The organism is Rhizobium pantanalense (assembly GCF_030182525.1).
Taxonomy (GTDB): Bacteria; Pseudomonadota; Alphaproteobacteria; order Rhizobiales; family Rhizobiaceae; genus Rhizobium.
The window spans coordinates 902408-925744 of record NZ_JAQJCH010000001.1 but is presented as its reverse complement, the minus strand read 5'-3'; the positions used below and the strand labels follow the sequence as shown (position 1 = coordinate 925744).

The following is a 23337-nucleotide window of genomic DNA, read 5'->3' as shown; positions in this document are numbered from 1 at the left end:
TTCCGCCGCCGGACATCATCAACCGATCAAATCCAGCCACTCGTCCTCGGTCATGACCTGGACATTGAACTCTCGCGCCTTGTCGAGCTTGGAGCCGGCGCCCGGTCCCGCCACGACTATATCGGTCTTCTTTGAGACCGAGCCGGAAACCTTGGCTCCCAGGCTCTCCGCCTTCGCCTTGGCCTCGTCGCGGGTGAACTTTTCCAGTGAACCGGTAAAGACAACCGTCTTGCCGGCGACGGGGCTGCCTGAGGTCACCGGCTGCTCGGCCTCCTGCGGCTGCACCTCCTCCAGGAGCTTCGCGATAACTTCGATATTGCGCGGCTCCTTGTAGAATTCGACAATGGCGCGCGCCACCACCTCGCCGATACCCTCGATATTGTTGAGGTCGTTCCACGCATCGCCGATAAGCGGCGCGGCTTCCTTCATCGCCGTTTCGAAAGCTTCGTAGGTGCCGTAGGAGCGCGCAAGCAGCTTGGCCGTCGTCTCGCCGACATGGCGAATACCGAGCGCGAAGATGAAGCGATGCAAGGCGATCTGTCGTCGCTCGTTGATCGCGGCATAAAGCTTGCCGACGCTGACCTTGCCGAAGCCATCGATATTCTCCAGCTTCGCAAGCGACGCCTGCTGACGCTTTTCCAGCGTGAAAATATCAGGCGCGGTCCTGATCTGAAGCGCGGGATCCTCGCTCTCGAAGAAGAAATCGATCTGCTTGGAGCCGAGCCCTTCGATGTCGAAGGCATTGCGCGAGACGAAATGCTTGAGATGCTCGGTCGCCTGCGCGCGGCAGATAAAGCCGCCGGTGCAGCGAGTGACCGCATCGACCTTGCCGGTCTTCTCATTGATATCGCGCACAGCATGGCTGCCACAGACCGGGCAGACTTTGGGGAACTCGTAGGGCGCGCTCGACGCCTCCCGCTTCTCCAGGACAACATCGACGATCTGCGGGATAACGTCGCCAGCCCGCTGCACGATCACAATATCGCCGACGCGGATATCACGGCCATCGCGGATCGGCTCGCCCTTGTTGCCGATACCCTTGATGTAGTCGGCATTATGAAGGGTCGCATTGGTCACGACGACGCCGCCGACCGTGATCGGCTCCAATCGCGCGACCGGCGTCAGCGCGCCGGTGCGGCCGACCTGGATATCGATCCCGACCAGACGCGTGAAGGCCTGCTCCGCCGGGAATTTATGCGCGGTCGCCCAGCGCGGCGAGCGCGAGCGGAAACCAAGACGAGCCTGCAGTTCCAGGCTGTCGACCTTGTAGACGACACCGTCGATATCATAATCGAGATCCGGCCGCTGCAGGCCGATCTCCTCGTAATGGCCGAGAATGTCGGCGACCGAGCTCAGCCGCTCCATCAGCGGATTGACCGGAAAGCCCCAGGATTTGAAGGTCTGCACCATACCGTATTGTGTATCCGCCGGCATGTCGGACATCTCGCCCCAGGCATAGGCAAAGAATTTCAGCTTGCGGCTGGCCGTCACCTTCGCGTCGAGCTGACGCAGCGATCCTGCCGCCGTATTACGGGGATTGACGTAGGTCTGCTTGCCCTCGGCCTCCATCTGCGCGTTGAGCGTCAGAAAGTCGCTCTTGGCCATATAGACCTCGCCGCGCACTTCGACGACGGAGGGAGCGCCTGCCGGCAAAGTCTGAGGGATTTCCTTGATGGTCCTGATATTGGCGGTGACGTTCTCACCTGTCGTGCCGTCGCCGCGCGTCGCGGCGCTGACCATGCGGCCATTCTCGTAACGGATCGACATGGAAAGGCCGTCGATCTTCGGCTCGGCTGTAAAGGCAATCGAATTGTCCGGCAGGCGACCGAGGAAACGATAGACGCTGGCGACGAAATCCTCGACATCCTCCTGTGAGAACGTGTTGTCGAGCGAGAGCATCGGCCTTGCATGGACCACGGGAGCAAACGTCTCAGATGGCGCGGCGCCGACACGCCGCGACGGGCTGTCGGCGCGAATCAATGCAGGAAACCGCGCCTCGATCGCGTCGTTGCGTCGCTTCAGCGCATCATACTCGGCATCCGAAATCTCCGGCGCATCCTTGCCATGATAAAGCGCGTCATTGCGCGCGATCTCTGCAGCCAGATAGGCAAGCGCCGCGGCCGCTTCCTCCTCGGTCAAATCCTCGACGGGCTTCTGTTCGGTGCTCATGAATCTACACTCCCCGATTTCGAAGATGTTTTAGAGCACTTCCCCGAAAAGTGCGAAGCGGTTTTCAGCTCGGAACACGTAAAAACAAAGGAAAAATCTGCAATTCAATTGCCGGGCCGATAAAGGTGGCAGCGCTGCTCACGACAACTTTACGCCATGATCTGTCGTCCTTGGTGTTACAGATGCGGGAGGTATCGGCGTCCAGATAGCCCCGGTGGAATTCTCTATCCAATTCCTGGGGCAGCGGCTCTTCCGCGTCTATCGCAGGGGATTTAAGGTAGGCTATATTATGAGAACCACATCTCTGGAAATGATTGGATCATCGGCAGAAATTCGAAATCACGCATGAAGCACCGTCTTACCGTTCTCTCTATTTTCCTCGTTATTGCAGTCTTGATCATGAGCTCATTCGTCAGCCGCTCCGCTTTGGGGCTGGTCGTCAGAGCTTGTGAGATCAACTCCACCCTGACAGGGTCGCCATATCCGTGCCTCAAGATAGTCCAGTCGCAGGATCCATTGTCTTCGTATGTTGTTCTTCGCGAGCCGGCTGACAAAGAGCGCACCATTCTTGCACCGCTCGCCGACGTCCCCGGCATCGAAGACCCACGCCTTCTGGCCACGGGAGCGCCGAACTATTTTGAGGAAGCGTGGAAAGAGCTATCAGCAATCGATCCGCGCACAACGAAGGTTTCGAGACAGAATTTTGCCCTGGCGATAAACGCCGCCAGTTGGCGCACACAAGATCGACTTCATATCCACATGGGGTGCGAGACGCCTCGCTTTAGGGCTTTGTTGAAAAGCCATGCGACAGAAATTGAAAGTGGCCGGTTTACGGACTTGAAGACCAGAGCTGGTTGGTGGGCAACTTTCCATACGGCCGATGACCTTTCGAATTTGAACCCGCTGCAGCTCGTCGCAGATGGTGTCGATGGTGCCCGTTCAAATATGGAAAACGTCGTGGTCGGCGTCTTTGGCGCTGCATTGCCCGACGGGCAGCATGGTTTCTATATTCTGGCGAGAATAAACGAGGCCCACAAATCCCGTGGCTCCGCGGAGGACATGATCGATCCCAAATGCCGGCTCTGATGCATGTCGCTCAGAAGTTCGGGCGGCGGCCGAACTCATTCACAGCCTACCGTCCGATTTTGAAGATGAGCCGGCCAACGCCGACCACCCAAGTCGTCAGACCTGGATCAGGACCAGCGCTCGCAAAAGGCTTCGATGTCGCTTGACTGAAAATCGGCAAGCCGCTCCATGATGGTTTCGAAAGGCCAATCCCACCAGGCGATGGACGTCAGTCTTTCTGCGATGATTCGCGTGAAGCGCTCTCGAATGAACTTGGCGGGAATACCACCGACGACAGTATATGGTTGGACATCTTTGCTGACGACCGCGCCTGCTGCAAGCACGGCGCCGTCTCCAACCTTTACGCCTGGCAAAACAATCACGCCATGACCAATCCAGACATCGTTGCCAATGACAGCGCGATCTTCCTTTCGCCGATCGAAAAAGGCGTGGTCCCGCACGGCGCCCTCCGCGTAATATTCCGGACAATAGGTGAAGCGATGCATGGACGGGCGGTCCATCGGATGATTGGGAGCGCCAATTCTGACCTCTGCCGCAATGGCGCAGAACTTTCCAATCGTTGCGTCGCCGACAATGCAGCGCGGTCCCAGGTAAGAGAAATCTCCGAGTTCGGCAGTGTGCAGAGATGTGTCCGCCAAAATCTCACAGCATCTGCCGATGCTCGAATCCCTTACGTTCGCCGTCGGGTGGATGACGGTTTCTGCGATTTTTGGGCGATTGGGCTGTGCGGTTGAGTGCATTGACAGTCTCCGGATTCTGGGCCTGCCTAACCGGGGACGATGAAGGATGTATGACGCAAGAGCGTCGAAAAACCGAAGCAAGATGTCCGCTACGAGCAAGCCGTTGCCGGCATCTGCCTCCGACAACATCGCAGGAGATATCACCCGTTACCGGCCAGCAAGCGCTTGGCGGCCGCCCTCGCCTCTTCGGTTACCGAAGCACCGGCGAGCATGCGGGCGATTTCCTCGGTGCGATCCTTCGCTTCCATGGTGGCGACGCGTGTGGAAATCTTTTCCGAGCCGTCCGCAACCGGTCCCTTGGAGATCAGCAGATGCGTTGCAGCACGCGCCGCAACCTGTGGCGCGTGGGTGACCGACAGCACCTGCACGCGATCGGAAAGGCGCTTCAGCCGCTGGCCGATCGCATCGGCCACCGCGCCGCCCACGCCAGTGTCGATCTCGTCGAAGACAAGGGTCGGCGCCGAGCCGCGGTCGGCAAGCGCAACCTTCAATGCCAGAAGGAAGCGCGACAGCTCGCCACCGGAGGCGACCTTCGTGATCGGTCCCGGCCGCGTGCCAGGGTTGGTCTGCACGTGAAATTCGACAACGTCGATACCGTCGGCCGTCCCGGCCTCCGGATCGCTTGATATCTCCACCATGAAACGCGCACGCTCGAGCTTCAGGGCCGGCAGCTCGGTCATAACGGCCGCTGCAAGCGTTTCACCCGCATGGCGGCGCTTCTCCGACAGACTGCGCGCGGCGACGTCGTAATCCGCCTTGGCGGCGGAAAGCTCGGCAGCAAGGCGCGCCAGCCGCTCTTCGCCAGCGTCGAGATCGGCGAGATCCGAAATCATGCGCGCGGCCAGGGCCGGCAGTTCCGTAACCGGTACGGAATATTTACGCGAGGCACCCCGCAACGCGAAGAGGCGCTCTTCGACACGCTCAAGTTCGCGCGGATCATATTCCGTTTTGCGGAGTGCTGCCTCCACTTCCATCTGTGCGTTGGACAGCTGATCGAGAGCGGCATCGAGCAGCGCCACGGTATCTTCGAGCAAACCCGGCGCTTCGTGGCTCTTGCGCTCCAATCGGCGCACCAGCGATGCGATATGCGGCACGGGCGATGCGTTGCCATTGAGGAATTCGGAAGCCTCAGCGATATCGCCGGCGATGCGCTCGGCCTTCATCATCCGCGAGCGCTTCTCAGCCAGCTCATCCTCCTCACCATCCTGTGGCGAGAGCTTCTCCAGCTCCTCGACGGAGGCGCGGAGATAGTCCGCTTCACGCGCTGCCTTCTCGACCTGCTCGCGATGCTTCTTCAAGGTGCGCTCGGTATCGCGCCAGATTTTGTGCAGCCTGCCGACCTCCTGCGCCTCTTCGGCGAGGCCGGCAAAGGCATCCAGCAAGGTACGGTGCGCGTCGGTATCGACGAGCGCTCGATCGTCGTGCTGACCGTGAATTTCGACGAGAAGCTGGCCGATCTGGCGCATGAGCTGCACGCTGAGCGCCTGGTCGTTGACAAAGGCCTTGGTCCGGCCATCAGCGGACTGCACACGGCGGAAAATCAGATCGCCGTCATCGTTGATGCCATTTTCGCGCAGGAGCTTGCGGGCCGGATGCTGTGTACCGACGTCGAAAACCGCAGTCACCTGGCCGCGATCCTCGCCATGGCGCACAAGCCCGCCATCGCCGCGCCCGCCAAGGGCCAGCGACAGACTGTCAAGCAGGATGGATTTGCCCGCACCCGTCTCGCCGGTCAACACCGAAAGTCCGGACTCGAAGGCAAGATCCAGCCGCTCGATCAAAACGATATCGCGGATCGAAAGCTGGATCAGCATCTGCGCTCAATCTCACGTCCCAAGAAGAAGTTTCTTGCCCGCTCTGGAAATCCAGGAACCCGAATTTTCGCTGGGCTCCACGCCGCCCTTCTGCAGCAGCTGATAGGAATCCTTATACCAGCGGCTGTCCGGATAGTTGTGGCCGAGAACGGCAGCTGCCGTTTGCGCTTCGGGTACGATGCCCATCGCATAATAAGCTTCGACGAGTCGCGCCAGGGCTTCTTCGATCTGGTTCGTCGTCGGATACTGCTCCACCACCACGCGGAAGCGGGAGATGGCAGCCAGGTAATCCTTGCGCTCCAGATAATAACGGCCGATCTGCATTTCCTTGCCGGCGAGCTGGTCGCGGGCAAAGCGGATCTTTTCCTGAGCGTCGCTGACATATTGCGACTTTGGATAGGTATTGACGAGCTTGGTCATTGCCTCGATCGTCTGCTGTGCCGCACGCTGGTCCTGCGTCACGTCGACGATCTGCTTGGCATAGGACGAACCGACCAGATACTGCACATAGTCGGCATCTTCCGAGCCGGGATATTGCTTGAGATAGGTATTGCCGGTCTGTACCGCCTCATCATAGCGACCCGTGCGATACTTCACGAAGGTGCTCATCACCAATGCCTTGCGTGCCCACTCGGAGAAGGGCTGCTGCTGGTTGATGGCATCAAACTTCCTGCCGGCCTCCGTCATGTTGCCGGCCTTGATGTTGGCAAGGCCCTGATTGTAGAGCATCTCCGGCGGATCGGTCTCGACACCGAGCTTGGTGATGTCGATATCCTTTTTCGTATTACACCCCGTCACCACCGCACCGGTACCGGCCAGAAGGAGCGATACGAGCAAAGCCCGTGCTGTGATATTCATGCGTTCAGACCTTGCAAAACCCATCGGATGACTGTCCCATAGCCGTCGTTGCGGAGACGGCGTTCTCTCGCTGGCGTTTCTAGCCGCAAAAGCACCATCAGGGCAACGCATTGATGGTGCATTAACGCATTTTTGTGGCAAAGACCGCATATCCGCAGCCTTTAATCACTGTTTTGACAGGGATTTCTCATATCGGCCCGCACCATCCTGCCGCCGCTTCGCGACCGAAGACAAACCTGATGAGTCGTCCGTCAAAAAAAGAGCCGCCCTTCATCAGAGCGGCAGCTTTGTCTCATTTCGATCCCGAAAAAATCACGCCGACCAAGGAGCGAATTCAGGCGCATTGACCGCAATGAACTCACGGCCGTGACCGCGCTGGCGAGGTGCCGAGGTTTCAACGACCTCATAAGCAGAAGCGTCGCTGAGCAATGCCTTCAGGGCATTCGCATTCATGCGATGGCCGCCGCGATAGGAGCGGTAGCAACCAATGAATTGTGCGCCGGCGAGAGCCAGATCGCCAACGGCATCGAGCGTCTTGTGGCGAACGAACTCGTCCTTGGGATAACGCAGGCCTTCGACGTTGATGACGGTATTGTCGTCCGAAATGACGACCGAATTTTCCAGCGACGAACCCAGCGCATGGCCCGAGGCCCAGAGGGGCTCGACATCGCGCATGAAGCCGAAAGTACGCGCGCGCGACAGTTCCGTCTTGAAGGTCTCGGCGGTCAGATCGCCTTCCCACTTCTGGCGGCCGATTAGCGGGCACTCGAAGTCGATCTCGACTTCGAAGCGCGTGCCGTCATAAGGGCGGAACTCGCACCAGGAACCACCGGCTTCGATCCGCACCGGCTTGATGACGCGGATGTATCGACGCTTGACACCGAGCGAAACGACACCCGCCTGCTCGATCGCCTCGATGAAGGGATAAGAACTGCCATCCATGATCGGTATTTCCGCGCCGGACACCTCGACGACGACGTTATCGAGGCCGATCGCATAGATCGCCGCCATGACGTGCTCGACCGTCGCGACGGAGCGCGCCGGAGAAAAACCGAGAACCGTGCAGAGATCCGTATTGCCGACCTGCGAGGAAACGGCGCGCAGTTCGGTCACATCGCCATTGTCATGCAGGCGCTGGAAAACGACGCCGGTGCCGGCTTCGGCGGGGTAGAAGGTGATCGACACATTGGCACCGGAATGAACGCCAATACCGGAAAGTGTCACAGGGTTTGCAATGGTGGTCTGAAAACCAAGCAATCCAATTGCCATTTAATTCTGCCTTCGTCTATCTGATCCAGGCCGGGCGGTCATCTTCGGACGCTTACCCTTATCGCCGGTTCAGTCTGTTAACTATGCCACGCACCTCACATACATTCGTCTCCGAATGTGATTCAGCGGGCTTGCTTGATATCTACATACGCGCCAGGGCATCGCATTCCAAATCACTGTTTCTTTCGTTTTGTTACGAAAGCAGCCAATTGAATTCGTTGGATAATTTTAAATAAGACAATCGTTATAAAATGAGAAAATCCGGAGCCTTTCGGCCCCGGATTTCTCCAATATGGTTAGCAACCTATTAAAGGGCTACCTGTTGCGGGTCAGTTCGACTGGCGGCGCAGGAAGGCCGGAATCTCGAGCTGATCGTCCTCATGGCTTGCCATGCGTGCCTGCGGAGCCTGGCGGCCATGATCGTCGAGATTGCCACGGCGCGGAGCATAGAGGCTTGCTTCCGGCGACGGCGCACGACGCTGCTGCGGAGCGGCGTTGTTCGTCGGAGCCATCATGTCATCAAAAGCCGGATCTTCCTCGCGGCGGCCGAGCGAATTGGTGATTCGCTTCAGCAGGCCCATCGGGCCACGCTCTTCGGTCGCCTGGGCGGCCGCCGGTTGGGCGCGGTGTTCCATCTCGGCCTTAACGACCGGTGGGAAATCCTCGACCTTCGGCATGCGAACCTGCTCGGGAGCCTGGCGGATGACCGGCTGCTGATGCATGACCGGCGCCTGCTGCTGAGGCTGCGGCTGAACCGGAGCCTGACGGACCGGCTGGGCTTCCGGGGCTGCTGCGAAGATGCGGCTCTGCGGACGGAAGTTGTCTTCCGGCGCAGCGGCCTGCTGCATAACCGGCTGCTGCGGCACCTGAGCCTGCCGGCTCATCTGGAATTCCAGTTCGCGCTCCAGATCGGCCTCTGCTGCACGAATGGTCTGGGCAACCGGATCCACGGTACGAGGAGCCGGAGCGGCAGCCTGTGCGGTTTGGGCCTGCGAGACGTGGGCAGGCTGAACTGCGGCCGCTGCCGGAGCGGCGGCCGCGGAAGGACGCATAGCAGGCTTTGCGGCGGGGCGGAATTCCATGCCCCTGTCAGAAGCCTCGTTCATCGCGCGGTCGATGCCGGTTGCGACGACGGAAACGCGGATGATGCCCTCAAGCGATTCGTCGAAAGTGGCACCCAGGATGATATTGGCGTCGGGATCGACTTCTTCGCGGATGCGGGTTGCAGCTTCGTCGACTTCGAATAGGGTCAGGTCACGGCCGCCGGTGATCGAGATCAGCAGGCCCTGTGCGCCCTTCATCGAGGTTTCGTCGAGCAGCGGGTTGGCAATGGCAGCTTCAGCAGCCTGCATTGCGCGGCCCTGGCCGGAAGCCTCGCCGGTACCCATCATGGCGCGGCCCATTTCACGCATGACCGAACGGACATCGGCGAAGTCGAGGTTGATGAGACCTTCCTTCACCATCAGGTCGGTGATGCAGGCAACGCCCGAATAGAGAACCTGGTCGGCCATCGAGAACGCGTCGGCGAAAGTCGTCTTGTCGTTGGCGATGCGGAACAGATTCTGGTTCGGAATGACGATCAGCGTGTCGACCGACTTCTGCAGTTCCTGGATGCCCATCTCGGCGAGACGCATACGGCGGCCGCCTTCGAAGTGGAACGGCTTGGTAACGACGCCGACGGTCAGGATGCCCTTGTTGCGAGCGGCCTGTGCGACGACCGGAGCGGCACCCGTACCCGTACCGCCGCCCATGCCGGCGGTGACGAAGCACATATGCGTACCGTTCAGGTGATCGATGATTTCATCGATGCACTCTTCGGCAGCTGCACGGCCGACTTCCGGCTGCGAGCCGGCGCCGAGACCTTCCGTGACGTTGACGCCGAGCTGGATGATCCGCTCCGCCTTCGTCATGGTCAGCGCCTGGGCATCCGTGTTGGCGACGACGAAATCGACGCCCTGCAGGCCTGCCGTGATCATGTTGTTGACGGCATTGCCGCCACCGCCACCGACACCGAACACGGTGATTCGCGGCTTAAGCTCGGTGATATCTGGCTTATGCAGCTTGATAGTCATTGTACCCGTTCCTTCTCTTTATGGCCGCATCGCCACGCCGGCCAATTCACTCGATTTCACTTGCCTGACGCTTGCCCCGGAATGGATTTCCGGGATCAGGCACTCAAAAACTCTCTTTCAGCCATTGGCCGACGCGGCCGATCCGGCTGTTGTTACCTCCAAACGACGAGAGCAGACCGCTGCTCGGCGCATGTGTTTCCATGTCTGCGACCTGCGGATAGATCATCAGTCCCACAGCCGTCGAAAAAGCCGGCCCCTTGGCTGCCGTCGGCAAACCGGAGACGCCCATCGGACGACCGATGCGGACATTGCGCGCAAGTACCCAGCGCGCCACATCGGGCAGACCGGTCAGCTGGCTGGCGCCGCCGGTCAGGACGACGCGCTTGCCGACGATCGGGCTGAAGCCCGAACGCTGGATGCGATCGCGAATGAGCTCGAGGGTTTCCTCGATGCGAGCCTTGACGATGCGCGACACCAGCGCCTTCGGCACCTGTGTCGGCTGGTCACGCTCGTCTTCGCCGATCGGCGGGATGGAAATCAGTTCACGCTCTTCCGAAGAATTCGCGAGAGCGGAAGCATGAACGACCTTCAGTCGCTCCGCATCCTCGATGCGGGTCGAAAGACCGCGGGCAAGGTCTGTGGTGACGTGATGGCCGCCAAGGCTGACGGCATCGGTGTGCACGAGCTTGCCCTCGGCAAAGACCGAAATCGTCGTCGTGCCGCCACCCATGTCGATCGCAGCGCAGCCAAGCTCGACTTCATCGTCGACTAGAGCTGCAAGACCGCTGGCGTAAGGCGTCGCCACCATGCCTTCGACCGAGAGATGCGCACGGTTGATGCAGAGCTCCAAGTTGCGAAGCGCCGCACGCTCGGCCGTAACCACATGCATGTCGACACCGAGAGCGTCACCGAACATGGCCAGCGGATCGCGAATGCCGCGCTCGCCATCAAGGGAGTAGCCCGTCGCCAGCGAGTGCAGCACGGCACGCTCCTGACGGATCGACTGCTGGCAGGCTGCGGCCAGAACCTTTTTGAGATCGTTGGCTTCGACTTCCTGACCGCCGAGATCGATGGTCGCGGTGTAAATATCGCTGCCGAGACGGCCGGCGGAAACATTGACGATCAGGCTGTCGACCGTCAGGCCGGCCATGCGCTCGGCGGCATCGACGGCAAGCCGGACGACACCTTCCAGGGCGTCGAGATCGGCGATCACACCGGTCTTGATTCCGCGTGAGCGCTGATGGCCGATACCGATGATCTCGATATTGTGCGTGCGGTTCGGAAGAACCTGACTCTCCTCGCGCGGCGTCAGCCGCCCGATCATGCAGACGACCTTCGTCGAGCCGATGTCGAGGACCGAGACGATATGAGACCGCTTCGAAGAGAGCGGCTTCAACCGAGGCAGGCCGAAATGGGACGAACCGAATAAGCTCATGTATCCTGACCTGCTTTCTTCAAAGCCTTGTTTCTTGCATCGACTGCGGCCTGGCGACGAACTGCGGCATCCGGGGTTAACTCGATGGCGGTACGATCATCGATACGGAGATCGACGGCAGCGATATCGCGCTGCAAAAGATTTTGATCCCTGTCGAGTTTGGTCAGCCGCGCGAGCGCATCATCGATGTTGTCTTCCGGCAATTTGATGATCACGCCGTTATCCAGATAAAGATCCCAGCGGCGACCGGCGACACGTACGAAAGCCTTCACATGGCTGCGAACATCGGGCCACTTGGCAAATTGGTCGTCGATGGAGGCGGCTGCGGTTTCGGCATCACGCCCGACGAAGAGCGGTAGTTTTGCAAACTTGTTGTCGCGCAGCGGCGCAATCACGCTGCCGTCCTTCTGGATCAGAGAAAGCTCGGAACCATGCTGCCAGATGGCATAGGCCTTGCGTTCCTTGAGCTTCACCTCGACAGTCCGCGGATAGACCTTGCGAACCTCGACATTCTGAACCCAGGGCAGGTTGGCGATCTTCTGGCGGGCCGCATCGGCATTAAGGGCAACAAGCGACGTCGTACCGTCGAGGCCAAGCAGCTGCAGGATCTCGATTTCCGAGGTCTCGTCATTGCCGGAGACCTTTACATCCTCGATCGCAAAACCAGCGGCAGAAGTCGTCGCTTCCGCGACCGCCTGGGTATGACCGCCGACCGACATGCCATAAAGCCCGGTCGCAGCAAGGAGAACAAGGGTCGAGACAGTTCCCGTGTGAGCGGGGATGTTAATGCGACCCGAACCGAGACTGACCAGGAAGCGAACGGCGCGACGCAGCGGACGCGGCAGGACGAATGCGTCCTCGACGTCGTCGATGGCGAGCGGGACGCGATGACGGGACCGTCTCATATTTTTGACCGTCAGCGCAAACAAGACGCGTCCTCCACCATCCACCGGAGAAATTCACCAAAAGAGTAGCCGGCATGAGCGGCCATTTCAGGCACCAGGGAGGTAGGAGTCATGCCGGGCTGGGTATTGATCTCCAACCAGACAAGTTCGCCCTCTTTGGAAAAGCGATCGTCAAAACGGAAGTCAGATCGACTAACGCCGCGGCAGCCGATAGCTTCATGTGCCCTTAACGATAATGTTTGTATCTTTTGGTAAAGATTCGGTGAAATTTCCGCTGGCAAGACATGTTTTGAACCACCCTTGGCGTACTTGGCGTCGTAATCATAGAAGCTGTGACCGAGCGGCACGATCTCGGTGACGCCGAGAACCTTGCCGTCCATGACACCACATGTCAGCTCACGCCCGTAGATATAACGCTCAACCAGAACCTCATCGCCATAGCGCCATTCGGCAGAAGTAACGATCTGCGGCGGATGCGCCTGATCCTCCTTGACGATCACGACACCGAAGCTCGATCCCTCGCGCACCGGCTTGACGACATAGGGCGGCTTCATCGGGTGTTCGCCGACAATGGCGAAACGATCCATGACGATCGAGCTGGCCACCGGGATACCTGCGGCGGCAGCCACCGTCTTCGCGCGCGACTTGTCCATCGCAAGAGCAGAGGCAAGCACGCCGGAATGTGTATAGGGAATCTGCAGATATTCCAGAATGCCCTGAATGGTGCCGTCTTCGCCGAAGGGACCATGCAGCGCATTGAAGACGACATCCGGCTTCAGCTCAGCCAAGCGGCTCGCGACATCATGATCGACATCGACACGGGTAACCTGGAAGCCTTCCGCTTCGAGGGCATCGGCACATGCCTTTCCCGAGGAAAGGCTGACAGGCCTCTCCGAGGAAAATCCGCCCAAAAGGACAGCCACATGCTTGCCACCCATTAATACCCCCGACTTCACGGTCTCTACTTTGCGTTTGCAGGGCCTCGCCTAACCGCGATTCTCGCCCCGTTTTCAATAGGCCGATTAGAACGACATTAAGGTTAATGAAGCGTTTACTTTCGTTAACTTTCCGCCGCCCTGGTGATGGCCGAATGCTTCGAATCAAACCGACTTAAAGAATTCTGCCATTGGAATCATGGAGTTGCTACTTTTGAAATCACTACATTTAGATTTTTTTAAACAATAAGCCCCGCATCGAGCGCTCGATGCGGGGCTGTAGCCATTAAATTGAGGCCGAGATCATTCGCTGTCGTCGACCAGTTTCCAGACGAGTCCGCCCAACGCTCCGCCGACGATGGGTGCGACCCAGAACAGCCAAAGCTGTTGCAGAGCCCAACCGCCGACGAATAGGGCTTGCCCCGTCGAACGGGCCGGATTGACCGACGTGTTGGTAATCGGAATCGAGATCAGATGGATCAGCGTCAGCGCCAGGCCGATGGCGATCGGCGCGAAGCCGGCCGGCACCTTGCTGCTCGTCGAACCCAGAATCACGACCAGGAAGAACAGCGTCAGCACGATCTCGGCCACCAATGCCGACACCGTGGAATAGCCGCCGGGAGAATGTTCCCCATAGCCGTTCGCCGCAAAGCCACCGAGCTGGAAATCAGCCTTGCCGCTTGCGATCAGATAGAGCACGGCCGCGGCGACAATGGCGCCGATGACCTGCGCGATAATATAGGGAATGAGCTGCCCGCCGGGAAAGCGGCCAGCCACCGTCAGGCCGACCGAGACGGCCGGATTGAAGTGCCCTCCTGATATGCCGCCGACGGCAAAAGCCATGGTCAGCACAGTCAGACCGAACGCAAAGGCAACACCTAGAAAACCGATACCGAGGCTCGGAAAGGCTGCTGCGAAGATCGCACTGCCGCAGCCGCCGAATACGAGCCAAAACGTCCCAAGAAACTCAGCGATGAGTTTTTTCTGCATGAAACCCTTCTCCTCAGCCCGCAATCCAAGCGAGAATCGGCCATTGGTGAAAAAGATTCCGGTAAGGACTCGCCGGAGCACGCCTCTCCAACAACAAACGCCCGCCTGATTGCTCACGAATCAACAATTACGGCAAAATAATAGCACGCAACCGCTGATTTCTTGCGCAGTTAACGTTTGCGTTGAACAAAAATTACGCTAAGGACAATTTTTATCCGCTAAGCGCGCCTTAGCATCCTCTGAAATGGTGGGAACATGACTGACGCGATATCTCCTTTATCGCCGACCCCCTCGTCATCGAACAATGCTGTTGCGAATTCCCCGGCACGTGTTCTGATCGCGAGCCTCATCGGCACAACGATCGAATTTTTCGATTTCTATGTTTATGCAACGGCGGCGGTGATCGTCTTCCCGAAGCTGTTCTTCCCGGCAAGCGATCCGACGTCCGCTACCCTGCAGTCCTTCGCGACCTTCTCCATCGCCTTCTTCGCGCGCCCGATCGGCGCGATGATCTTCGGTCATTTCGGGGACAGGATCGGCCGTAAGGCGACACTGGTTGCGGCTCTGATGACCATGGGGCTCTCGACGGTAGTGATCGGTATGCTGCCGACCTATGAGTCGATCGGCGTCCTCGCACCGATTCTGCTGGCGCTTTGCCGCCTCGGCCAGGGTCTTGGCCTCGGCGGCGAATGGGGCGGCGCTGTCTTGCTGGCGACGGAAAATGCACCGGAAGGCAAGCGCAGCTGGTATGCCATGTTCCCGCAGCTTGGCGCACCCATCGGCTTCATCCTTTCGGCAGGTCTTTTCCTCATTCTGCGCGAGAGCATGGCGGATGCGGATTTCCTCAACTACGGCTGGCGCGTTCCCTTCCTGATCAGCATCGTGCTGGTCGCCGTTGGTCTGTATGTCCGCCTGAAGATCACCGAAACGCCGGAGTTCCAGCGCGCCATCGAGAAGGAAGAGCGAGTTTCCGTTCCGATCGCCGTCATCTTCCGCTCGCACTTCCGCAGCCTGATTCTCGGCACCATCATCGCGGTGGCGACGTTCGTGCTGTTCTATCTGATGACGGCATTCACCCTGAGCTGGGGCACCCGCCCCCCGGGCAATGGTCCGCTTCCGGCCGGCCTCGGCTACTCCCAGGGCCAGTTCCTCGTCGTTCAGCTCGTCGGCGTCGTCTTCTTCGGCCTGATGATCCCGGTCTCGGGCCTGTTGTCGGACCGCTATTCGCGCCGTCTGGTTCTTATCCTAACGACGATCGGCATCCTCGTCTTCGGCCTGTTCTACTCGTCGCTGCTGACGGCCGGCCTTGCCGGCGCTTTCGCCTGCTCGATCATCGGTCTTGCCCTCATGGGCTTTACCTATGGCCCGATCGGCGCAGCTCTGGCTGCACCCTTCCCGACCACGGTGCGCTATACCGGCGCTTCGATGACCTTCAATCTCGGCGGCATCGTCGGCGCGTCCCTGGCACCCTACATCGCCACATCGCTCGCGACCAATTATGGCCTCGTCTATGTCGGCTACTACCTCGCCGGCGCAGCGGTACTCTCGCTAATCGGCATCCTGCTCTCGGGCAACGACGAAGTCTGAGAGAACAGGCATAACCAATTGAAAAGGCCGGGTGAAAACCCGGCCTTTTTGTTGAATCATTTTATGAAGATGACACCGATTGCAGTGGGAACCTACTCCGTGGTCACACCCTGGAACGGGCGGACTTCCCGGCCCGGCATGAAGTTCCCGAGGCGCTTGATTTCCCACTCCAGCTTGATGCCGGACTTTTCGAAAACCTCGCGGCGCACCTGCTCGCCGAGATATTCCAGATCGTAGCCCGTCGCCTGCTCCATGTTGATCATGAAGTTGCAATGCAGCGACGACATCTGGGCGCCACCGATAACCAGACCACGGCAACCCGCCTCGTCGATCAGCTTCCATGCGGAGAAACCATCCGGATTCTTGAAGGTTGAACCACCGGTCTTCTCGCGTACCGGCTGCACCGTTTCACGATGAGCGCGCACTGCATCCATCTCGGTGCGAATCTTGGCACGATCCTCCGGATAACCTTCGAAAAGGACATGCGTGAAGATCAGATCTTCAGATGCATCGGAATGGCGGTAGCTGTACCCCATCTCGGCATTGGTCAGGACATGCTTCTCACCCTTGCGGTCGACCGCATGCACTTCGATGACGCGCTCACGGGTTTCGGCACCATTGGCGCCCGCATTCATCCGCGCAGCACCACCGATGCTCCCGGGAATGCCATAATAAAAATGGAAACCGCCGATGCTGTTATCCATTGCCATGGCTGCGACGTGCTTGTCAGGGCAGATCGCACCGGCCAGGATGCGGTTCTCGCCGGCAAGTTCGACAGAACCGAAGCCCTTGGCCGAAAGCCTAAGGACGACGCCCGGAATGCCGCCGTCGCGCACCAATATGTTCGAACCCACGCCGACGACCGTCAGCGGCACATCTTCCGGCAGGATCTTCAGGAAGGCGATGAGATCGTCCGTGTCATGCGGCTGGAACATCAGTTCCGCCAGCCCGCCAGCGCGGAACCACGTCACACGATCCATCGGCGCGTCCGGCGTCAGCCGTCCCCTGATGTCCTTTACACCGTCGCCAAGCGACGCCAGAAGCTTTTCCCCATCTACCTGTTTCATGCGGACTTACCCGAGAGGCCTTCCAATTCCTTTGGCAATGATGCTGCCCAATATGTGATGCTACCAGCCCCCAACAGAACCACAAAATCACCAGGCTGCGCAATCTCTGCAACCATTGCGGCAAGATCTTCCTGTGAGGGCAGATAGCGTGCATCACGATGACCACCAGCTTTGATGCGGGAAACCAGCGTTTGCGAATCCACGCCCTCGATCGGCTCTTCACCAGCGGCATAGACCGGCGCCAGGAAGATGCTGTCGGCATCGTTGAAGCAGGCTGCGAATTCCTCGAAGAGGCTCGAAAGGCGCGTATAGCGGTGCGGCTGATGAACGGCAATGATGCGGCCCTTGCAGGCTTCGCGCGCGGCCTTCAGCACAGCTTTGATTTCAACGGGATGGTGACCGTAATCGTCGAAAACCTTGACCCCGTTCCATTCGCCGGTCAGCGTGAAACGGCGCTTGACGCCACCGAAGGATGCGAGCCCCTTGGCGATCGCTTCGCTGGAAATCCCGAGCCGGTTGGCAACGGCAACGGCAGCCGTCGCATTGGAAATATTGTGGCGGCCGGGCATCGGCATGACGAGATCCTTGATCTGGATCACCTTACCGGTGCGCCGCCTGCGAATTTCGATATCGAACAGCGAACGCGTACCATCGATCCGCACATTCGAGAAACGCACATCGGCTTGCGGATTCTCGCCATAGGTGATGACCTTGCGGTCCTCGATGCGCCCGACCAGCGACTGCACTTCCGGATGGTCGATGCACATGACGCCGAAGCCATAGAACGGCACATTCTCCACGAATTGTCGGAAAGCGGCACGCACGGCATCGAAATTGCCGTAATGATCGAGGTGCTCGGGATCGATATTGGTGACAACGGCGACGTCTGCCGGCAACTTCAGGAAGGTGCCGTCCGATTCATCGGCCTCGACCACCATCCACTCGCCCTCACCCATGCGCGCATTGGTGCCATAGGCATTGATGATGCCGCCGTTGATGACAGTAGGATCAAGGCCGCCGGCTTCGAGCAGCGTCGCCACGAGCGATGTCGTTGTGGTCTTACCATGCGTGCCGCCGATCGCAATGGCGCTGCGGAAGCGCATCAACTCGGCCAGCATTTCGGCACGGCGCACGACCGGCAGCAGCTTTTCACGTGCGGCGACGAGCTCGGGATTGCTCTTCTTGATGGCGGTGGAGACAACGACGACTTCGGCATCGCCGAGGTTTTCAGCCTTATGACCGATATGGACCGGAATACCCTTATCGCGCAGCCGCTGCACGTTGGCGCTTTCCGACTGATCGGAACCCTGCACGCGATGGCCGAGATTATGCAGAACCTCGGCAATGCCGCTCATCCCGATGCCACCTATACCGATAAAATGCACAAGGCCGATTGCCTTCGGCAGCTTCATGCGCCTGCCCCCTTGAATTGCTGAATTGAACGTCCCGCGGCAATAGCCTCAACCATGTCGGCAAGCAAATTTGCCGCATCCGGCTTGCCCGCCTGCTTGGCTGATGCAGCCATCTTTGCGAGCTTTTCCGGCATGGTCATGGCGCCGCGCAGGATGGTGGAAAGTTTCTCCGGCGTCAGTTCCGACTGCACGATGACCTTGACGCCGCCGGTTGCCGCCAGTGCAGCCGCATTGGCCGCCTGATCGTGATCGAGCGCATGCGGATAAGGAACCAGGATCGCAGGCCGCCCGATAACCGCAAGCTCGGAGACCGTGGAGGCACCGGAGCGGCAGAGAACCAGATGCGCAGCGCCGATGCGCTCCGCCATATCGTTGAAGAACGGCGCGACATCGGCGCCCATATCAAGCTTTCTCGTGCAGCTGTTGACCGTCTCCATATCCTCGGGGCGCACCTGCTGGGTGATCCGCAGGCGCTTTCGTAGCGGCTCCTCAAGCAAGCTGATCGCCGTGGGAACGGCCTTGGAGAAATACTGCGCCCCCTGGCTGCCGCCGAAGACGACAAGGTTGAACGGATCTTCCGGACCAGATGGCACATAGGGGCGTTTTGCTGCTTCGATGACGGCCGGGCGCACGGGATTGCCCGTGGTCACCGTCTTCTCGGCAAACGCGCCGTTTTCCGTGAGGAAGCCGCCGGCAATCGCACGCACGCGTGTCGCCAGCATCTTGTTGGCGCGACCCATGACGGCATTCTGCTCGTGCAGCATGGACGGCACGCCCATGCGCGTCGCCGCCAGAAGCGGCGGAACCGTGGGATAGCCGCCGAAGCCGACGACGCAGACGGGCTTGATACGCTGGATCAGCTTGCGCGCTGCACGCATGCCGGTCCATAGCGTCCAGAGGGCCTGCGCAACCTTTAATGGGTTCTTCGAGCCGATGGTTGCCGAGGGCACGACATGGATCTCGTCGGCCGGGAATTTGCCGGCATAGCGTTCGGCACGGCTGTCGGTGACGAGGTGCACGGAATAGCCGCGCTCCTTCAGCTTATAGGCCAATGCTTCGGCCGGAAATACGTGACCGCCGGTACCGCCGGCGGCAAGAAGGACAATGCCTTTACTCATGATTTTCGCTCCCGCGAATACCCCACTACTCGGGGCATCTCCCTAATATAGGAAGCCGCCCCGACCGCGTCATCGGCGCGGGCCAAGCCACCCTCATAGACCGGCGCTTCGGGAAAAGCGACCGGAGAATGAAGAGCAGACAGGAGATATGAGGAGCAGATGGCCGGTAGTCCCAAGACGATCACTCCGCCGGCAAACCGTGCGTCACGCGGAACATGGTCCGATCCTGCGCACGCTTTTCCGGCCTGTGACGCGTCAGCGCTAGAATGAAGCCCGCCGTCACGCAGATCGCGGTCATCGACGAACCGCCGTAGGAGATCAGCGGCAGCGTCATGCCCTTGGCCGGCAGTAGCTGCAGGTTCACGCCAATGTTGATGATCGACTGAATGCCGATCTGCAGCACCAGACCGGCGACGGCAAAACGGTTGAAGTCGTTCTTCTCCTTGTAGGCATGCGACAGGCCACGCAGCACGAGGAAGGCGAAGATCAGCACGAGCACGATGCAGAAGATGGCGCCGAACTCTTCGGCCGCCACCGAGAAGATGAAGTCGGTATGGGCGTCCGGAATGATACGCTTGACGATGCCCTCGCCAGGACCGACGCCGAACCAGTTGCCATGGACGATCGCTTCCTTGGCGGTGTCGACCTGGAACGTATCGCCCTCGCCCGTCAGGAACTTGTTCACGCGTTGCGCCACGTGATCGAAGACATAATAAGCGGTGACGAAACCGCCCGCGCCGAGACCACCGAGCACGATGATCCACAGCCAGGGCATGCCGGCCATGAAGAACATGCCGCCCCAGACGGCGGTCGTCAGGATCGTCTGGCCAAGGTCAGGTTGCGCAACGAGCAAGGCGACGACGATGCCAAAGAGGATGATGGCGAAGAGATTGCCGGGAATCTCCGGCTGGCGCGCATGTTCGGAAAACAGCCAGGCGCATACGACGACGAAAGCCGGCTTCATGAATTCCGAAGGCTGGATCGACAAGGCCGCGATATTCACCCAGCGCCGCGAGCCCTTGACCTCGATGCCGAAGAAAAGCGCGAAAAGCATCATCGCCAGCGACACGATCAGCAGGATGACGGCGGTCCTTCGCACCTGCCTGGGCGTCATGAAGGAAATGCCGATCATCGCCGCGATCGCCGGAATGAGGAACAGGGCGTGGCGCTTGACGAAGTGGAACGGCTCAAGCCCGATACGCTCCGCCACCGCTGGCGAAGCCGCGAAGGACAGCATGAAGCCGATGCCGATCAAGAGGATGAAAAGGGCGAGAAACACGCGGTCGATGGTCCAGAACCATTCGGCCAAGGCCCCACGTTCAACGCGGCTTACCATATCATTTGCCTCCAGTTGCTGAACCGATCAGCATGGTGACGCCATCGATCGCAGCGACATAGCTGACGAAGGCGTCGCCTCTGACCTCGAAATTCTTATACTGATCGAAGCTTGCGCAAGCCGGTGACAGCATCACCGCCGCGGACTCCCGTTCATCCCTATCCGCGTCCGCGGCAGCATGTGCCACGGCGCGTTCCAGCGTGCCGGAAATCTCGTAAGGAACCTGATCGCCGAGCGTCGCCGCAAAGGCGGGTGCCGCCTCACCGATCAGATAGGCCTTGGCGATACGCGGAAAGAGCGGCGCCAGACTGGTGATGCCACCCTCCTTCGGCAGACCGCCCGCGATCCAGTAGATATTTTCGTAGCTCGAAAGCGCAGGCGCGGCCGCATCCGCATTGGTCGCCTTGGAATCGTTGACGAAGACAACCCGGCCGCGCTTTCCCACAGGCTGCATGCGATGCTTGAGGCCGGGGAAGGATTTTAGTCCGGCCCGGATCTCCTCGGCGGAAACGCCGACGGCGAGGCAGGCGGCAATTGCTGCGGCTGCGTTCTGTGCGTTATGGCCGCCGCGCAAGGTCTGGATACCGTCAAGATCGGCAATCTCGCTTGCCGCACCGTTCGATGCATTCAGGATGCGGCTGCCCTCGGCATAGAGACCATCCGCCAGCGCATGCCGGCGCGAAATTCGCGTGACCTTGCCGCCGGCTCGCTCGATACGGTCGGCGATCAGGGAGGAATAGCTGTCGTCGACGCCGACGACTGCGACATCACTGCCCGCGACAAGCCGCTCCTTGATGTCAGCATAGTGCTGCATCGTGCCATGGCGATCGAGATGATCGGGCGTCAGGTTCAGCAGAATGCCGGCGGACGGGTTGAGCGTCGGCGCCAGATCGATCTGATAGGAGGAGCACTCGACGACGTAGAAACGTCCGGACTTCGGCGGATCGAGCGTCAGCACCGCCGTACCGATATTGCCGCCGAGCTGCGTGTCACGCCCGCTCGATTGCAGGATATGGGCGATCAGCGCCGTCGTCGTCGATTTGCCGTTCGTTCCGGTAATGGCGATGAACGGGCAATCCGGCGCATGCGCCCGCCGCTCCCTCACGAAAAGCTCGACATCACCGACAATCTCAACACCGGCGGCATGGGCAAGATCGACGGTCCAGTGCGGCTTCGGGTGCGTCAGCGGCACGCCGGGCGACAAAACGAAAACCGATAGGCCGTTCCAGTCGATCGTCCTCAGATCGGCGACCGCGATCCCTTCCGCAGCAGCCTTCGCCACGCTATCCGGATTGTCGTCCCAAGCCGTCACATCGGCGCCTCCGGCAACGAGCGCGCGCGCCGTGGCAAAGCCGGAGCCGCCAAGGCCGAAGAGAGCGACCTTCCTTCCGTTCAGCGTGGAGACTGATATCATCGAGGCCTCACCGCAGCTTCAGGGTGGAAAGGCCAATCATCGCCAGGATGACGGCGACGATCCAGAAACGCACGACGACCTGGCTCTCCGTCCAGCCCTTCTTTTCAAAGTGATGGTGGATGGGCGCCATCAGGAACACGCGGCGCTTCGTCATCTTGAAGAAGCCGACCTGAATGATGACGGAAAGCGCCTCGAGCACGAAGAGACCGCCGATGATCGCCATGACGATCTCGTGCTTGGTGGCGACGGCAACGGAGCCGATCATGCCGCCGAGAGCCAGCGAACCGGTATCGCCCATGAAGATTGCCGCGGGCGGCGCGTTGAACCAGAGGAAGCCGAGACCAGCGCCGATGACCGCGCCGAGGACCACGGCCAGTTCGCCCGTTCCGGGCACGAAATTGATCGCGAGATAGTCGGCAAAGACAAAGTTGCCGGCGAGGTAGGCGATGATGCCGAAGGAGGCCGCGGCAATCATCACAGGCACGATCGCCAGCCCATCCAGGCCGTCCGTCAGGTTAACGGCGTTACCGGCGGCAACGATGACGAAGGCGCCGAACAGCACAAAGAACATGCCGAGATTGAGCAGTAGGCTCTTGAAGAAGGGGAAGGCGACCGACGAGCCGAAAGTGGAACCGGCTGGGCCGGAGGACAGCGCCGTCGTCATCATGAAATAGACGGCAATCGCGGCAATCACGAATTCGATGCCGAGGCGGGCGCGGCCGGAAAAGCCCTTGTCGCTTTGCTTCGTGACCTTCAGATAATCGTCATAGAAGCCGATCGCGCCGAAGCCGAGCGTCACGAGCAAGGTAGCGACGACATAGACATTGGCAAGATCAGCCCACAGCAGCGAGGAGACGACGATGCCGGCCAGGATCATCAGGCCACCCATGGTCGGGGTGCCGGCCTTCTTGAAATGGGTCTGCGGACCATCGGCGCGGATCGGCTGCCCTTTGCCCTGACGCACGCGCAGGGAGGAGATGATTCGCGGCCCGAAGAGAAAAACGATCAACGCTGACGTGAACAGGGCACCGCCGGTACGGAACGTGATGTATCTGAACAGATTGAGGAATCTGAAGTGTGTACTGAAAAAATGAATATGGTCCGACAGTTCGGCAAGCCAGATCAGCATA

18 protein-coding genes are annotated in these 23337 nt (G+C 59.8%); 2 read left to right on the top strand and 16 right to left on the bottom strand.

What is annotated here, in order from left to right; genetic code table 11:
• Positions 1 to 18: 18 nt before the first annotated feature.
• Positions 19 to 2169, bottom strand: a complete 2151-nt coding sequence (ligA, locus tag PH558_RS04390; protein ID WP_285202390.1) for an NAD-dependent DNA ligase LigA — start codon at positions 2167 to 2169, stop codon at positions 19 to 21.
• 345 nt (positions 2170 to 2514) lie between these two features.
• Between ligA and PH558_RS04385 the strand changes: the two genes are divergently transcribed.
• A complete protein-coding gene (locus PH558_RS04385) occupies positions 2515 to 3255 on the top strand; it encodes a CDP-diacylglycerol diphosphatase (protein WP_285202388.1) in 741 nt (246 codons plus the stop codon).
• Between the two features lie 107 nt (positions 3256 to 3362).
• Here PH558_RS04385 and PH558_RS04380 read toward each other — a convergent pair whose 3' ends face one another.
• From PH558_RS04380 to aqpZ, 9 genes are all read right to left on the bottom strand, one after another.
• Positions 3363 to 3995, bottom strand: coding sequence for a DapH/DapD/GlmU-related protein (locus PH558_RS04380; RefSeq protein WP_285202733.1), 633 nt, complete (start codon positions 3993 to 3995; stop codon positions 3363 to 3365).
• Positions 3996 to 4135: 140 nt separating this feature from the next.
• On the bottom strand, positions 4136 to 5809 hold the full coding sequence (gene recN, locus PH558_RS04375) for a DNA repair protein RecN (protein WP_285202387.1): 1674 nt from the start codon (positions 5807 to 5809) through the stop codon (positions 4136 to 4138).
• A gap of 12 nt (positions 5810 to 5821) precedes the next feature.
• Complete coding sequence (locus PH558_RS04370) at positions 5822 to 6691, bottom strand: outer membrane protein assembly factor BamD (RefSeq protein WP_174718598.1); 870 nt, start codon at positions 6689 to 6691, stop codon at positions 5822 to 5824.
• Between the two features lie 288 nt (positions 6692 to 6979).
• Positions 6980 to 7936, bottom strand: a complete 957-nt coding sequence (gene lpxC, locus PH558_RS04365) for a UDP-3-O-acyl-N-acetylglucosamine deacetylase (RefSeq protein ID WP_285202384.1) — start codon at positions 7934 to 7936, stop codon at positions 6980 to 6982.
• A gap of 329 nt (positions 7937 to 8265) precedes the next feature.
• Complete coding sequence (gene ftsZ, locus PH558_RS04360) at positions 8266 to 10008, bottom strand: cell division protein FtsZ (protein WP_095435264.1); 1743 nt, start codon at positions 10006 to 10008, stop codon at positions 8266 to 8268.
• 103 nt (positions 10009 to 10111) lie between these two features.
• On the bottom strand, positions 10112 to 11443 hold the full coding sequence (ftsA, locus tag PH558_RS04355) for a cell division protein FtsA (protein ID WP_285202382.1): 1332 nt from the start codon (positions 11441 to 11443) through the stop codon (positions 10112 to 10114).
• Entirely contained in the window at positions 11440 to 12372 is a 933-nt protein-coding gene (locus tag PH558_RS04350; RefSeq protein ID WP_095435265.1) for a cell division protein FtsQ/DivIB, read from the bottom strand. The genes ftsA and PH558_RS04350 overlap by 4 nt, the downstream gene beginning before the upstream one ends.
• A complete protein-coding gene (locus PH558_RS04345) occupies positions 12360 to 13286 on the bottom strand; it encodes a D-alanine--D-alanine ligase (RefSeq protein ID WP_095435266.1) in 927 nt (308 codons plus the stop codon). Before PH558_RS04345 ends, PH558_RS04350 begins: the two co-directional genes overlap by 13 nt.
• Positions 13287 to 13586: 300 nt before the next feature.
• Positions 13587 to 14273, bottom strand: coding sequence for an aquaporin Z (aqpZ, locus tag PH558_RS04340; RefSeq protein WP_095435267.1), 687 nt, complete (start codon positions 14271 to 14273; stop codon positions 13587 to 13589).
• 255 nt (positions 14274 to 14528) lie between these two features.
• Between aqpZ and PH558_RS04335 the strand changes: the two genes are divergently transcribed.
• Positions 14529 to 15860 carry an MFS transporter gene (locus tag PH558_RS04335; protein WP_095435268.1) on the top strand — a complete coding sequence of 444 codons (1332 nt, stop codon included), beginning with the start codon at positions 14529 to 14531 and terminating at the stop codon, positions 15858 to 15860.
• Between the two features lie 92 nt (positions 15861 to 15952).
• On the opposite strand, the gene murB is transcribed toward PH558_RS04335, so the two are convergent.
• The 6 genes from murB to mraY all read right to left on the bottom strand — a co-directional run bounded on the left by murB (position 15953) and on the right by mraY (position 23336).
• Positions 15953 to 16927: a UDP-N-acetylmuramate dehydrogenase gene (murB, locus tag PH558_RS04330; protein ID WP_285202374.1), complete on the bottom strand. Its 975-nt coding sequence runs from the start codon at positions 16925 to 16927 to the stop codon at positions 15953 to 15955.
• Complete coding sequence (gene murC / locus PH558_RS04325) at positions 16924 to 18339, bottom strand: UDP-N-acetylmuramate--L-alanine ligase (RefSeq protein WP_285202373.1); 1416 nt, start codon at positions 18337 to 18339, stop codon at positions 16924 to 16926. Before murC ends, murB begins: the two co-directional genes overlap by 4 nt.
• Positions 18336 to 19457, bottom strand: coding sequence for an undecaprenyldiphospho-muramoylpentapeptide beta-N-acetylglucosaminyltransferase (gene murG / locus PH558_RS04320; RefSeq protein WP_285202372.1), 1122 nt, complete (start codon positions 19455 to 19457; stop codon positions 18336 to 18338). The genes murC and murG overlap by 4 nt, the downstream gene beginning before the upstream one ends.
• Positions 19458 to 19638: 181 nt before the next feature.
• Complete coding sequence (gene ftsW / locus PH558_RS04315) at positions 19639 to 20793, bottom strand: putative lipid II flippase FtsW (protein WP_069612536.1); 1155 nt, start codon at positions 20791 to 20793, stop codon at positions 19639 to 19641.
• Position 20794: 1 nt separating this feature from the next.
• Positions 20795 to 22207 carry a UDP-N-acetylmuramoyl-L-alanine--D-glutamate ligase gene (gene murD, locus PH558_RS04310; protein WP_285202370.1) on the bottom strand — a complete coding sequence of 471 codons (1413 nt, stop codon included), beginning with the start codon at positions 22205 to 22207 and terminating at the stop codon, positions 20795 to 20797.
• Positions 22208 to 22214: 7 nt separating this feature from the next.
• The gene (mraY, locus tag PH558_RS04305) at positions 22215 to 23336 is read right to left on the bottom strand and encodes a phospho-N-acetylmuramoyl-pentapeptide-transferase (RefSeq protein ID WP_285202369.1); all 1122 of its coding nucleotides are present in this window, start codon (positions 23334 to 23336) and stop codon (positions 22215 to 22217) included.
• Position 23337: the final 1 nt, after the last annotated feature.

Bases quoted from the DNA above. Each gene is read 5' to 3' on its own strand.
- ligA (WP_285202390.1), bottom strand. From the start codon at position 2,169: ATGAGCACCGAACAGAAGCCCGTCGAGGATTTGACCGAGGAGGAAGCG.
- PH558_RS04385 (WP_285202388.1), top strand. From the start codon at position 2,515: ATGAAGCACCGTCTTACCGTTCTCTCTATTTTCCTCGTTATTGCAGTC.
- PH558_RS04380 (WP_285202733.1), bottom strand. From the start codon at position 3,995: ATGCACTCAACCGCACAGCCCAATCGCCCAAAAATCGCAGAAACCGTC.
- recN (WP_285202387.1), bottom strand. From the start codon at position 5,809: ATGCTGATCCAGCTTTCGATCCGCGATATCGTTTTGATCGAGCGGCTG.
- PH558_RS04370 (WP_174718598.1), bottom strand. From the start codon at position 6,691: ATGGGTTTTGCAAGGTCTGAACGCATGAATATCACAGCACGGGCTTTG.
- lpxC (WP_285202384.1), bottom strand. From the start codon at position 7,936: ATGGCAATTGGATTGCTTGGTTTTCAGACCACCATTGCAAACCCTGTG.
- ftsZ (WP_095435264.1), bottom strand. From the start codon at position 10,008: ATGACTATCAAGCTGCATAAGCCAGATATCACCGAGCTTAAGCCGCGA.
- ftsA (WP_285202382.1), bottom strand. From the start codon at position 11,443: ATGAGCTTATTCGGTTCGTCCCATTTCGGCCTGCCTCGGTTGAAGCCG.
- PH558_RS04345 (WP_095435266.1), bottom strand. From the start codon at position 13,286: ATGGGTGGCAAGCATGTGGCTGTCCTTTTGGGCGGATTTTCCTCGGAG.
- aqpZ (WP_095435267.1), bottom strand. From the start codon at position 14,273: ATGCAGAAAAAACTCATCGCTGAGTTTCTTGGGACGTTTTGGCTCGTA.
- PH558_RS04335 (WP_095435268.1), top strand. From the start codon at position 14,529: ATGACTGACGCGATATCTCCTTTATCGCCGACCCCCTCGTCATCGAAC.
- murB (WP_285202374.1), bottom strand. From the start codon at position 16,927: ATGAAACAGGTAGATGGGGAAAAGCTTCTGGCGTCGCTTGGCGACGGT.
- murC (WP_285202373.1), bottom strand. From the start codon at position 18,339: ATGAAGCTGCCGAAGGCAATCGGCCTTGTGCATTTTATCGGTATAGGT.
- murG (WP_285202372.1), bottom strand. From the start codon at position 19,457: ATGAGTAAAGGCATTGTCCTTCTTGCCGCCGGCGGTACCGGCGGTCAC.
- ftsW (WP_069612536.1), bottom strand. From the start codon at position 20,793: ATGGTAAGCCGCGTTGAACGTGGGGCCTTGGCCGAATGGTTCTGGACC.
- murD (WP_285202370.1), bottom strand. From the start codon at position 22,207: ATGATATCAGTCTCCACGCTGAACGGAAGGAAGGTCGCTCTCTTCGGC.
- mraY (WP_285202369.1), bottom strand. From the start codon at position 23,336: ATGCTGATCTGGCTTGCCGAACTGTCGGACCATATTCATTTTTTCAGT.